General features: G+C 42.6%; 12 protein-coding genes. 11 read left to right on the plus strand and 1 reads right to left on the minus strand.

The genetic code is table 11. The features are described 5' to 3' along the window. Window positions 1-3: 3 nt before the first annotated feature. The 9 genes from preA (at window position 4) to ACUXV2_RS07565 (ending at window position 10,184) form a co-directional block, all read left to right on the plus strand. Window positions 4-1,290, plus strand: a complete 1,287-nt coding sequence (gene preA, locus ACUXV2_RS07525) for an NAD-dependent dihydropyrimidine dehydrogenase subunit PreA (protein WP_446246397.1) — start codon at window positions 4-6, stop codon at window positions 1,288-1,290. A gap of 15 nt (window positions 1,291-1,305) precedes the next feature. Continuing rightward, on the plus strand, window positions 1,306-2,733 hold the full coding sequence (hydA, locus tag ACUXV2_RS07530) for a dihydropyrimidinase (protein WP_446246398.1): 1,428 nt from the start codon (window positions 1,306-1,308) through the stop codon (window positions 2,731-2,733). A gap of 141 nt (window positions 2,734-2,874) precedes the next feature. Continuing rightward, a complete protein-coding gene (locus ACUXV2_RS07535; RefSeq protein ID WP_446246399.1) occupies window positions 2,875-4,347 on the plus strand; it encodes an NCS1 family transporter in 1,473 nt (490 codons plus the stop codon). A gap of 224 nt (window positions 4,348-4,571) precedes the next feature. Continuing rightward, on the plus strand, window positions 4,572-4,775 hold the full coding sequence (locus ACUXV2_RS07540) for a hypothetical protein (protein ID WP_446246400.1): 204 nt from the start codon (window positions 4,572-4,574) through the stop codon (window positions 4,773-4,775). A gap of 18 nt (window positions 4,776-4,793) precedes the next feature. Beyond that, window positions 4,794-4,988, plus strand: a complete 195-nt coding sequence (locus tag ACUXV2_RS07545; protein WP_446246401.1) for a hypothetical protein — start codon at window positions 4,794-4,796, stop codon at window positions 4,986-4,988. Between the two features lie 77 nt (window positions 4,989-5,065). Continuing rightward, window positions 5,066-6,661: a PucR family transcriptional regulator gene (locus ACUXV2_RS07550; RefSeq protein WP_446246402.1), complete on the plus strand. Its 1,596-nt coding sequence runs from the start codon at window positions 5,066-5,068 to the stop codon at window positions 6,659-6,661. Window positions 6,662-6,864: 203 nt separating this feature from the next. Continuing rightward, a complete protein-coding gene (locus tag ACUXV2_RS07555) occupies window positions 6,865-8,331 on the plus strand; it encodes a CoA-acylating methylmalonate-semialdehyde dehydrogenase (protein ID WP_446246403.1) in 1,467 nt (488 codons plus the stop codon). Between the two features lie 23 nt (window positions 8,332-8,354). After that, window positions 8,355-9,704 (plus strand): aminotransferase, encoded by a 1,350-nt coding sequence (locus ACUXV2_RS07560; protein WP_446246404.1) that lies wholly within the window; start codon window positions 8,355-8,357, stop codon window positions 9,702-9,704. A 111-nt stretch (window positions 9,705-9,815) separates the two neighbouring features. After that, a complete protein-coding gene (locus ACUXV2_RS07565) occupies window positions 9,816-10,184 on the plus strand; it encodes a glyoxalase (RefSeq protein ID WP_446246405.1) in 369 nt (122 codons plus the stop codon). A gap of 47 nt (window positions 10,185-10,231) precedes the next feature. On the opposite strand, the gene ACUXV2_RS07570 is transcribed toward ACUXV2_RS07565, so the two are convergent. Continuing rightward, a complete protein-coding gene (locus ACUXV2_RS07570) occupies window positions 10,232-10,960 on the minus strand; it encodes a VanW family protein (protein WP_446246406.1) in 729 nt (242 codons plus the stop codon). Window positions 10,961-11,298: 338 nt separating this feature from the next. Between ACUXV2_RS07570 and ACUXV2_RS07575 the strand changes: the two genes are divergently transcribed. Both ACUXV2_RS07575 and ACUXV2_RS07580 read left to right on the plus strand, forming a co-directional pair. Beyond that, window positions 11,299-12,153: a hypothetical protein gene (locus ACUXV2_RS07575; RefSeq protein WP_446246407.1), complete on the plus strand. Its 855-nt coding sequence runs from the start codon at window positions 11,299-11,301 to the stop codon at window positions 12,151-12,153. 107 nt (window positions 12,154-12,260) lie between these two features. Further along, complete coding sequence (locus tag ACUXV2_RS07580) at window positions 12,261-12,902, plus strand: DedA family protein (protein ID WP_446246408.1); 642 nt, start codon at window positions 12,261-12,263, stop codon at window positions 12,900-12,902. Window positions 12,903-13,461 lie beyond the last annotated feature (559 nt).

Consider the following 13,461-nt stretch of genomic DNA (forward strand, 5'->3'; position numbering starts at 1 on the left):
CACATGGCAAATTTAAATATCGACTTAGCAGGAATTAAATCACCAAATCCTTTTTGGCTGGCATCAGCTCCACCGACCAATTCGGGTTATCAAGTACAGAGAGCGTTCGAAGCAGGTTGGGGAGGCGCTGTCTGGAAAACGCTGGGGGAACCGATCATCAACGTATCGTCAAGGTTTGCTGCTGTAAGCTTTAACGGACAGCGGGTAGCAGGCTTTAATAACATCGAACTCATAACGGATCGGCCATTGGAAGTGAATCTTAAGGAAATTTATGAAACGAAAAAACGATTTCCGAATCATGCGATCATTGCATCATTAATGGTGGAGCCTAAGCAGGAGAAATGGCATGAGATCGTCAAAAAAGTGGAAGATGTCGGGGTCGACGGATTAGAGCTGAATTTCGGCTGTCCTCATGGTATGGCCGAAAGGGGAATGGGAGCCGCATCCGGACAGGTGCCGGAATTGGTGGAAAAACAGACGTACTGGGCAAAGGAAGTGGCCAAAACGCCTGTCATCGTCAAACTGACTCCTAATATTACAGATATCACCGTCACAGCAGAATCAGCCGTAAAAGGCGGGGCTGATGCAGTAAGCATGATCAATACAATTAATAGCCTTGCAGGTGTTGATCTTGACAGCTGGAACACCATTCCCCATGTAGCAGGTAAAGGTGCTCACGGAGGCTATTGCGGACCTGCGGTTAAACCAATTGCACTGAACATGGTGGCTGAATGTGCACGCAACCCGCGTATCAATGTCCCTATTTCGGGAATGGGGGGAGTTTCAAACTGGCAGGATGCCGTTGAATATATGCTGATGGGTGCATCGGGAGTACAGGTTTGTACAGCAGCCATGCATCATGGGTTCAGAATTGTCGAAGACATGCTGGACGGCTTAAATAATTATCTTGATGAAAAAGGCATTGCATCCGTTCAGGAACTGGTTGGTAAATCAGTACCGAAATATTCCGATTGGGGGAATTTGGACCTCAACTATAGTGTGGTAGCAAAAATAAACACCGATGTGTGCATCAATTGCAATAAATGCCATATAGCCTGCGAGGACACTTCCCACCAATGTATCGACATGCTTAAAGACCCGAAAGGAAACAGTTATTTAAAGGTCCGTGAAGAAGACTGCGTCGGATGTAATCTATGTTCGATCGTCTGTCCGGTGGACGGAGCGATCGATATGGTGGAAGTACCGAGCGGACATATGCCGATGACGTGGAATGAACGTCAGGCGGCAGTCGGTAAATTGGCACAATGTGAAACGAATGCGGTGAAATAATCAGGAGGGTGAGCAATGAAAAAGATAATCCAAAACGGAACAATTGTTACAGCAGCGGACACTTATAAAGCCGATATTCTCATAGAAAATGAAAAAATCATCAGTATAGGAAAAGGTTTCGATATCAGTGATGCAGAAGTCATTGATGCGGAAGGGAAGTATATTTTTCCAGGCGGAATCGATCCGCATACCCATTTGGAGATGCCATTCGGCGGTACAGTCTCGAAGGATGATTTCGAGACCGGGACAATAGCCGCAGCCTTCGGGGGAACGACGACACTAATCGATTTCTGTTTGACCAATAAAGGTGAACCTTTGCAAAATGCCATAGATACATGGCATGCAAAGTCAAAGGATAAGGCTGTGATTGATTACAGCTTTCATTTAATGATAGGGGAAATCAATCAGGAAGTATTAGGGCAGCTGCCTGAAGTGATTGAAAACGAAGGCATTACGTCTTTCAAAGTTTTCATGGCGTATAAAAATGTCTTTCAAGCTGATGATGAAACCTTGTTCCGTACCTTAGTGGCTGCAAAGGAACTTGGTGCCCTGGTCATGGTGCATGCGGAAAATGGAGATGTCATCGAATATTTAACTGAAAAAGCTCTGGCTGAAGGAAAAACAGACCCTATTTTCCATGCGTTGACCAGACCTCCTGAGCTTGAAGGAGAAGCAACGGGAAGAGCGGCGAAGTTAACAGGGCTGGCTGATTCTCAATTGTATGTCGTTCATGTATCCTGTTCTGAAGCTGTAAAGCAAATCGCCGAAGCCAGAAGCAAAGGACTTAATGTATGGGGGGAAACCTGCCCTCAATATTTAGTCCTGGATCAATCTTACTTGGAACGTCCGAATTTCGAGGGTGCCAAGTATGTATGGTCCCCGCCTCTGCGTGAAAAGTGGAATCAGGAAGTATTATGGAATGCATTGAAAAGCGGAGAGCTCCAAACGCTGGGTTCAGATCAATGTTCTTTCGACTTTAAGGGACAGAAAGATCTTGGTCTGGGAGACTTCACAAAAATCCCAAATGGCGGACCGATCATTGAGGACCGTGTATCAATATTATTCTCAGAAGGAGTTGAGAAAGGAAGGATTTCCCTGAATCAGTTCGTTGATATCATGTCCACACGGAGTGCGAAGCTTTTTGGTCTTTACCCGCAAAAAGGAACCATTGCGGCAGGCTCCGATGCTGATGTGGTGATTTTCGATCCAAACGCGGAACGTGTCATATCCGCAGAGAACCATCATATGGCAGCTGACTATAACCCGTTTGAGGGCATGAAGATCAAAGGTGAGCCTGTTTCAGTCTTATCAAGAGGCGAATATGTCATTAAAGATAAAGAATTCGTCGGCAAATTGGGGAAAGGAAAGTATGTTAAGAGAGCGAGATACGGTAAACATCTTTCACAAGAAGAGAGCGAAGCCTTACAACCTTCTAAATCCTAGTATCACACGACTTATGATTCTTGCTTAATTGTAGAACAGCTCCTGCATGAGAGAGTGGAAAGAAGATTCTTTCTGCTCCCATGCCTCTCTTTTAATTCGTTTGGTTTTGCCATTTGAAGCAAACAAAAAGGAGTGTTCATGTTGAAAACAAGCTATTTGAAGTCACCTGATTTACTGCCGGTAAAAGAGAAAGATAGAAAAATTACGAAATTAGGATATTCATTCATGTGGGTCGGGATGGTCGTCGTACTTGCCACCTTTGCTATCGGAGGAGCAGGAGTGATGTCTTTACCGCTTCCCCTTGTGCTCCTGGCCACTCTGATAGGATCTATAGGAATTGGACTTTTTATCACCTTGACAGGTGATATCGGAGTAGAACACGGCTTATCTTTTCCTGTATACATGCGGGCCCCATTCGGAACGTTAGGGACTCATATTCCTTCAATTGTAAGAGGTGTGGCAGCATCTATGTGGTTCGGTATCAATACCTATTTCGGAGCCACTGCAATGAATGGGATCTTGAATCTCCTTTATGGTTTTGATAATTGGTTTGTATGTTTTATGATTTTTGCGCTATTGCAATTAGTCAACACAGCATTGGGGATCAAAGCGGTAGAAAGATTTGCCGACCTCGCAGCTCCTGTCATTATTCTTATATCTGTATGGATGTATTCATCTTTATCCGACACTGCAGCAGCACAAGGAAGAGATATTTGGAACTGGGTGGAAAGCCCTGTCACGGGAGGAGCCGCTGTTACGGCATTTCTCGTTGTCATTTTCAGTAATATGGGATTCTGGGCAACCCTAGCAGCCGATATCCCTTCGATTTCACGTTATATGAAAGCACCTCGAAATGAAAAGAATTGGTTCAAACGCAATAGGAGCTCTTTAATCGGAAATTTGATCACTTTGCCGATTACTCAGACATTCATGGTATTAATCGGTGCTGTATCCTATATAGCCGTCTTAAATTATGATCCTGTTATTGCACTGCAGGAAGCAGCCGGCGGTCTGGTACTTGGGATACTGCTTCTCATGATTGTTCTTGCACAATGGTCGACAAACATTGCAGCGAATGTTGTCCCCGCAGCGACTATTTTCTCTAACGTCGGAGGACCGAAGTTTCCTTTCTGGGCCGGTGTATTTACCGCGGGTATCGTCGGTACACTTGTACAGCCTTGGAACTTATTTGGAGTCATCATTCCGGTTCTACTGTTTGTAGGGGGGATTTTATCCGCCATTGTCGGCATTCTCGTAGCAGATTATTATTTAATCAGAAAGCGAAGAGTGAATGTTCCTGCACTATATGAAGACCATGGCCAATATAAATATATGAATGGTGTCAACCTTGCAGGTTTTATCTCTTGGGTGATCGGTGCAGTTGCATCTTATTTTGTTCCAAGCTTTTCATTCCTGGTAGGCTTTGGTGCAGGTGCGATTTGTTACTATGTACTGGCCAAGTATTGGTGGTTCCAAAAATACGAACAGGCGGAATTACTCGACCCGGATGACAATAAGTATTTAGGGATTTCAGCAGGACGGGATTGGGAAATAGATGTTGAAGCTGACAAGTCAGTGGAAAAGGCGCCGACTGGTACAAGTGCCACTATTTAATTTGCGGGCCATGTAATATCAAAGCTTGATGTAGAACATTGGGAGAGTTGTTTGAAGCGGATAGCGGATTGAATCCGTCCCATGTGGGGAAGAGCATCGGCAAAGAAATTGGATAAGACGCTTTATCCCCCGCGCCGTCTGAAATCAGCCTCCCTTTTGTTATCGTAAGTCTTTGATCTGCAGCGACTTGTTTGACTAAATACAGTTTATTTGGGGGTTTGCACATGTCTGAATATCAAGAGTTTTTAAGTGAGCGGGATAAAATTGATTTCCTCATTCAAAAGGGATTTAAAATCGAAAAAGTAACAGAAAATTTAAGCGGGGCATTCGTCGTCTTTAAGCATTTAGAGAATAAGAGAAGTGCAACACTTCATATACAAACGGCAAATGCAAGAAAGTACTTTTCAAATCTTTTGATCCATTCTTAAGACGTGAGGGGGATATAAATGGAGAACCTGCCTGAAATGAACATAGATAAGTTAAATGAAATGAAAAAACTTCAATTGTTCACAATCATGGACACATCAGAGGAACTAGTGGAATGGATGTTATCCTTCCTGTCTTCAAATGAAATGTCGGAAGAAGAGTGGATGAAGATTTACCATTCAGAGGTTCACATTTTGATCCCTGCAGTTGAGTAAAGGGTTGGGTTATTCCAATCCTTTTTATCTATTTATGTCTATAGAACGTATCACCCTATAAGAAGGAGAATATGTTGATGAGTCTTTATTATCATTCAGTGGAATCGATTCTTTCCAGAAGATACTTTGAACATTCAAGGGTCATAGCCGGTCAAAAAGGGCTTCAGCGCCAAGTGAAATGGGTCCATGTAGTTGAAGTTACCTCTATAAAGAACTTACTCAACGGGAATGAATTAATCCTTACTACAGGGCTTGCCTTAAAGGAAGAGCCTTCTTTCATTTGCTTGCTGAATCAGCTCATACAAAGTGAAGCAGCCGCCCTATGCATCGAACTTGACACGAATATCTCAGCCATTCCCCACTCGGTCATACAATTGGCTGAACAGCACGATTTTCCCATTATCGTGTTCGACAAAGAGGTGCCGTTCGTCAGTATTACACAGGATATTCATTCCGTTCTTATCAATCAGCAATATGAAATGATGAAAAAATTAGATGATTTTGCTCAAGTACTTAATAAAAGATTGCTTACTGTTAATCAGTCCCATGAAATACTAAATGTTTTACATAAAGAATTGGACGTCCCAATCATTTTTCAACTGAAGGAACAAGAACCGCTTTTTCATCCCTCAATGCGGCGTTCTGAGGAAATGAAAGTCCGAATGAAGTACGAAGAACACTTGAATACTGCCAGAAAAGATTTTACATCTGCAAAAGTCATCCTGTTCGATCGGGAATACGCAGAGCTCTTTATTTTCAGGAATGATCCCCCATTTACTGAATATGAAACGCTGCTCCTGGACAGGACTTCCACTGCATTGGCTCAATTTTTAATGAGGGAACTCTATTTTAATGAGAAAAAGAGAATCGAAGAATCAAAATGGATCATGTCCTGGTTAAAAGGGGAGCAGTCCAGTGAAAGACTTGAGTCTTATCTAAGAGGATTAAAGACGAATTTTCATGGCGGTGTCGTTTGTATCTTTAGTGACATGAAAGAACAGGAAATACAGGATTGCACGTATTTCAATCTGGTCGCAAGAAGTATATTTGAGCAGCAAGGATTTCATGCTTTACCCGAGAAAGATGGAAATGATTTATTATTCATCCTTCTTGATACTCGTAAGCAGCATGATTGGAAGAATCGGATGAAGACAGCACTTGAGAAGATTGAGAAATCACATTTCCTTTCAAAGGGCAAAGACACAGTCATCTCCATAGGTAAATATCAAGAAGAAATGATGAATATTCATTTGAGTTTCAGGACGGCTAGGGAAAGCTTATTGTTCCGTTCGAAAGTCAAAGGGCATCAACGATTCTTTTTCTTTGATGACTTGCACCTTTACAGACTGATTTCCATCGTCAACAACAATGTGAATCTATGGGAGATGATTGAAGAATATCTGAATCCACTCATTTCTTATGATGAAGAGAATGACGGAAGTTTATTGTTGACGCTAAAAGTTTTCTTAAGCTGTCAAGGTTCAAAACAAGAGACAGCAAAGAAATTATTCATCGTCAGGCAAACACTTTATCATCGCCTGAAAAAAATAGAAGAACTGCTTGGTGAAGATTATATGAGTTCCGATAAAAGATTAGCGATTGAGTTTTTATTGGCATCTCATGATTATCTAGCCCCATTAAAGACCGTAATGAGACGTTCAGTATCAAGATGAGAGGGTCAGTGATTTTTTTAGGTGCTCTTTCCTAATTAGAGCCTAATGTTAAAAACGAATTGACAAATGTTGAGAACCGGTTACTTTACATTTTGTCTAATGAAAGCCTTTACTTTATCTTTCATAATGTACTTATACACTTCGTAAAGCATAAATCACGTGAATATCAGTGCTATCAGAAACGTAATCAAGGAGGAGTTTATATGTCGGTTATTAAAAAAGAAGTAGCTGTCCTAAAAAACTACATTGATGGGAAATGGGTCGAATCACTAAGTTCACAGACTATGAATGTTTTAAATCCTGCCACAAATGAAGAATTGGCAAACGTTCCTATTTCGACTAAAGAAGATGTCGATCGTGCGGTTCAGGCAGCTAAAGCAGCTTCGAAAACATGGAAGAAAACTCCGGTTCCGAAAAGGGCGAGGATCCTCTATAAGTACCATACACTTTTATCTGATAATCATGAAGAATTAGCAAAGCTCGTCGTGCAGGAAAACGGAAAGTCATATAAAGAAGCTTATGGTGAAGTACAGCGGGGGCTGGAATGTGTGGAATTTGCATGCGGGGCGCCGACGTTGATGATGGGTGAAACCCTTAGCGGCATTGCAGAGGAAATCGATTCGGAGATGTTCCGTTATCCGCTGGGAGTGGTCGCTGGTATTACACCTTTCAACTTTCCGATGATGGTGCCGCTCTGGATGTTCCCTCTGGCTGTTGCATGTGGGAATACATTTGTACTGAAACCTTCGGAAAGAACCCCTCTCCTTGCAAACAGACTCGCAGAATTATTTACCGAAGCCGGAATTCCTCAAGGTGTGCTGAATGTGGTGCACGGGGCGCATGATGTGGTTAATGGGCTGATTGAACATCAAGATATTGCAGCGGTATCTTTTGTCGGTTCACAGCCTGTAGCCAAATATGTTTATGAAAAATCCGCTTCTCAAGGAAAACGTGTCCAGGCACTTTCGGGAGCGAAAAATCACCATGTGGTAATGCCGGATGCAGATATTGATAAAGCGGCGGACCATATCATCAGCTCTGCATTTGGGAGTGCAGGACAGAGGTGCATGGCATGCAGTGCTGTCGTTGTAGTAGGGGAGAATGAACCGTTCGTCAATACACTTAAGAAGAAAGCGGATGAACTTTGTATCGGTAATGGAATGGACGATGAAGTGCTGCTGACCCCGGTAATCAGAAGTGAACATCGCGATCGGACACTGAATTATATTGAAAAAGGCCTGCAGGAAGGCGCTTCCCTTATTCGTGACGGAAGAAAGGAAATGGATGAGTTAAAAGAAGGAAACTTTTTGGGGGCAACGATATTCGATCATGTGACTCCAGAGATGACCATCGCAAAAGAAGAAATGTTTGCCCCGGTATTGAGCCTGCTGCGTGCCGATGATTTAGATGACGCGCTTGAATATATTCGTAAATCCCGCTTCGGAAATGGAGCAACCCTCTATACAAAAGATGCTAAAGCGGTAAGACAGTTCCGGGAAGAAGCTGATGCGGGTATGTTGGGTATCAATGTTGGAGTTCCAGCGACTATGGCATTCTTCCCATTTTCCGGGTGGAAGGATTCTTTCTATGGAGACATGCATGTAAACGGGAAAGATGGAGTAAATTTCTTTACAAGGAAGAAAATGATCACCTCAAGATTCGATTTCTAGGAAGAAATAAGGAGGGGTTCCCAATGGTGAAAACTGGTCAGGATTTGTGGCTGAAACAGGATGAACAATTCATATGGCATTCCATGAAGCCGTATAATCCTTCAGGGACGATGGTTGTGACGGAGTCAAAGGGTTCATGGGTAACCGATCATGAAGGAAAGAAATACTTGGATGGAATGGCCGGGTTATGGTGTGTAAACGTAGGTTATGGGAGACAGGAACTGGCAGAAGCTGCATATGAGCAGCTGAAAAAAATGGCCTACTTCCCTCTGACACAGAGTCATCAGCCGGCAATTCAGCTGGCTGAGAAACTGAACGGTTTACTGGGGGATGAATATGTAATATTTTTCTCTAACAGCGGCTCGGAAGCAAATGAGACTGCGTTCAAAATAGCCCGTCAATATCATCAGCAGAAAGGTGAAGGAGAGCGCTATAAGATTGTTTCAAGGTATAGAGCCTATCACGGAAACTCAATGGGAGCATTGGCTGCTACAGGGCAGGCACAAAGAAAGTATAAATACGAACCATTGGCTCCAGGGTTCATCCATGTTGCCCCGCCGGACTCATACCGTGATGAAGCATCAGGGAAATCCCCACATGAATTACCTGGTGTAAAAGCGATTGACCAGGCAATGACTTGGGAGCTCAGTGAAACCGTAGCTGCCCTCATCATGGAGCCGATTATAACGGGTGGAGGAATATTAATTCCTCAGGAAGAATACATGAAAGCAGCCAAAGAAGTGTGTGAGAAACACGGTGCATTGATGATTGTAGATGAAGTGATATGCGGTTTCGGCCGCACAGGCAAGCCGTTTGGCTTCATGAATTATGACGTCAAGCCTGATATCATCACGATGGCTAAAGGGATCACATCCGCGTATCTGCCATTATCCGCTACGGCAGTCAAACGTGAGATATATGAGGCCTTTAAAGGTATCGAAGAGTATGATTACTTCCGCCATATCAACACATTCGGAGGGAATCCTGCAGCTTGTGCGCTTGCGTTGAAAAATCTCGAAATCATGGAAAGTGAAGACCTCTTCACCAGATCAGCCGAGCTGGGTGAAACGGCGCTCAATACGCTCAAAAATCAGCTGCAGCAGCATAAACTTGTTGGTGATATCAGAGGTAAAGGACTGCTGATTGGTATCGAAATGGTCAAAGATAAACAAACGAAAGAACCTTTGGAAGTGGAAAAAGTGAATGAAGTCATCTCCTACTGCAAGCAAAACGGTGTCATCATCGGAAAGAATGGGGCGACAGTCGCCGGATATAATAATGTCCTGACGCTTTCTCCGCCGCTTAATATTGAAGTGGAAGATCTTGAATTATTAGTCACTACAGTCATCGAAGGCATAAATCATGTACAATGAAAAAATAGCAGCTGCAAACTTTTGCAGCTGCTATTTTTTCCATTTCACACTACTTTTCAGAAAATGGTGATAAAATGAAATCATCCAAAATATAGAAAGAGGAGATTGTCAATGTCCGTATCATTTAAAGGGATTGATCATATTCAATTGGCTGCACCTGAAAATTGTGAAACACAAGCAAGAACATTTTATGGGGAAATAATAGGGCTGATGGAGATTCCAAAACCTGAAAACCTTCGGGGGAGGGGAGGATGCTGGTTCCAGTATGGCACACAGGAAATACATGTTGGCGTTCAGAAAGATTTCATTCCAGCAACAAAAGCTCATCCCGGCTTACTGGTTGAAGGGTTGGATGACTTTCGCAATACCCTGCTCGAGAAAGGCATAGAAATAAAAGAAGATACCCCAATAAACGGAAGAAGCCGCTTCTTTGTTTCGGACCCATTCGGAAATCGGATAGAATTTTTAGAATATCATTGATTTTATCAGTTTGATCACATGCATCTCCACGATTGGAGATGCATGGTTTAATTAGATGACTCTCGGATTTCTTCTTTCAAATCTTTGGATGACGGAGGCACATTTCTTTTTTTTACTTTGATGGAATCCGATGAATGGATGGTTACAATCAGCTGTCCGCCGTATATTTTTGAACGAATCAGAAGGGGCTGATTATAAATGTTGCGAAACATGAAATCCGGACCATACCAACTTACAGTGGCATCTCTTCCTTGAGGTACATAAGGGACCCTTTTACTATGATGATATCGTTCGACGATTTTTACACCGGCAAGGTCGACCGCATTGAATAACGTTGAAGAGACCTGACAAATACCGCCCCCGATATCTTCTGAAAGCTCCCCTCTCACTATGACGGGAGCTTTTTTATACCCTTTCTCTTTTGTCCGTTTTCCCACCACTTTATTGAATGAGAATACTTCACCGGGAAACACAACAGTATTGTTAATTTCATTTGCAGCAAGTGCAATATTATGAGATCGTTCGTTATTAAGTTGGTTGAAATAAGTGACATAACTTCCGATTTGCTGGGTTCGGATCGAAGAAAGCAGTTCACTATCCACTCTGGGATATATGACTTCCAAAGGCACTTCAATGTAAGCGGATCCTTTAGAGAATAAAGCTTCCAACAGTAAGTTCTTGAACTTTCCTTGATGTAATTCATATCCATTTTCATGATGGATAATTTGATTGTGTTCATCCAGATAGGCATCACGAGGCGGAACTGACACTTTCATATTGATGTCTTCCATAATCTTTTCACTGATTTTAGGGTTTAGAAGTGGTTCATCAATTTCTTTATAAATTAAATCTCTCTTTTGATATGAAGAAAGATGGCTTTCCTGAAAGGTAATATCAATATGACTGGTGGGGGGTTCTTTCATAACAGGAAATGAAAGAAGACTGATCAAAGTTATTTTCGTTAATAGCTGCACGAATATCATTCCCTTCTTCAGTAGTATAAGTGAGTTATTTACTTTCATGTAGGAAATGAGTGAGATAAAGATTTCCAATAATTACAGCTTATTCATTTTTGGTTCATTCAGAAACTAAAGAAAAAAAGGTATGGTTCAGTATGTATTTTGCAAGGGCAATCCTCATTTATCTACTTTTCCTTATGATTGTGACAGGTAAAGCAGAAGCTGAGATGATGAAAGACAAGAAAAGTGCCATAAGCAGTCAGTTTCCTTCTTTTTCGATTGAGATTCAGCCATGGCATACAGTAAATGAAATGATCCCGAATAAATCATTCTTCACAATCATTGACGTGGAAACTGGCCTCAGTTTCAATGTGCAGCGGAGGGCAGGAAGTAAACATGCAGATGTACAGCCCCTTACACGAGAAGATACAAAAATCATGAAAAGGATATATGGAGGTGAATGGAGCTGGGATAGAAGGGCCATTCTGGTTCAATACAACGACAGTTTGATACCTGCTTCAATGAACGGGATGCCTCATGGAGCAGGTGCCCTGCAGAACGGATTTCCAGGACACTTTTGTGTTCATTTCTATGGAAGTACCACACATAAGACCCCGACACCCGATTTAGCTCATAAATTGATGATTCTTAAAGCTGGAGGAGAACTCCATCGATATTTATACAATATGGACCCTTATGAAAGCCTTCATATCATGGAAGTGGCAATCAATCAGCATGATGACAATCTTCTTTCACTCGTTCTGACGAAAGGGAAGGAAGGAACTGCAAAAAAGCTTATCAATGAGATTGAATACATTGACATTTCAGAGCTTTCATTGCTTCCATCCGAGGATTTACATCCTTTCTTCGGGCTGATTGTGAAAGCGAAGCTGAAATGGGTTTCGAGTGAACAAACTCATGTGCAAAGAGGGGAATTGATCTTACGGAAAAATAGTCCTGAAGATCAATGGGCCATCGATTCCGAAGCACTCATCAAATTGGTGCATTAGATACTTACATTAATTTCAAATAATGTATATAAAAATTGATGCGTTTGAGTTTCTTCTCTCTGTGATAGGGGAAAAGGTTATTAAATGAATTGTGGAGGGTAGGACTCATGCTGGAATTTATTATAAATGTCATTAAAGAATTGGGAATGTGGGGACTGTTTGCCGGGAATGCACTCGAAGCTTCTTCTCTGCCTTTTCCCGGGGTTTTAGTCACACTGACATACGGATATCTCCTTGACCCTTCATGGGCAAAGCTGATCAGTCTTGCTGTTTTCAGCAGTCTGATTTATACCCTGTTCAGCTACATCCCGTATGTGATCGGGTTTAAATTAAAGCATACCATCAAGGATAAAACGAATGATAAGAATACGCGAAAAGTTGAAAAAGCACAGAAGTGGTTCAGGAAATATGGTATATGGAGCATCGCTCTTTCACGCCCACTCGGGATCGGGAATTATATTTCCTACGCCTCCGGGATAAGTAAAGTGAACAAGATAAAGTTTGGCACTCTTACGTTTGTGGGGATTTTTCCTGTTACCTTCATCATGCTCATTGTAGGGAAAAACGGTCATTTGGAGTCGGTTCAGGCATTGATGAGCAGTGTTCAGAACTATATCTTCATTGGTGGAGCCGTATTGCTCATCCTTTATATTGCATACAAATTCATGTATTCAGCCAAAAAGAAGAAAAACGATGACCCCTCTCAGAATAAGCTTTCTCCCAAGATGGCAAAGCAAGGTGATTCATAGATCAAGCAGTTTATCTAGAAAAGCTCATTAATGAAGCGTCCCTCCTTATAAAGAGGGATGTTTTTTTGTATGTGGGTTTGCAGGTTGGCATCAGCTTATGATTGTCGGGGCTGAGCAAGCCGCCTCCGCTTTTCGGTTTTGTCCAGCTCCGGCGGCTAGAGGCTCGAGGTCATAAGTCAAAAACACCAAAAAGGCAAAAGACGCCTTTCCGGTGTTTTCGCCTTATGCTTGTCGCCTCTGAGCAAGCCGCCTCCGCATTTCGATTGTCCAGCTCCAGGGCTTAGAGGCACATGTCATAAGCCAAACCGTCCAAGAAGGCAAAGAGCGCCTTCATGGCCAGTTCGTCTTATGCCACCCGCCTCTGAGCAAAGCCCTTCCGCTTTTCTTCTGTCCAGCTCCAGGGCTTAGAGGCACATGTCATAAGCCAAACCGTCCAAGAAGGCAAAGAGCGCCTTCATGGCCGGTTCGTCTTATGCCACCCGCCTCTAAGCCCTTCCGCTTTTCTTCTGTCCAGCTCCAGGGCTTAGAGGCACATGTCATAAGCCAAACCGTCCAAGAA

This window comes from Rossellomorea sp. NS-SX7 (assembly GCF_052828565.1).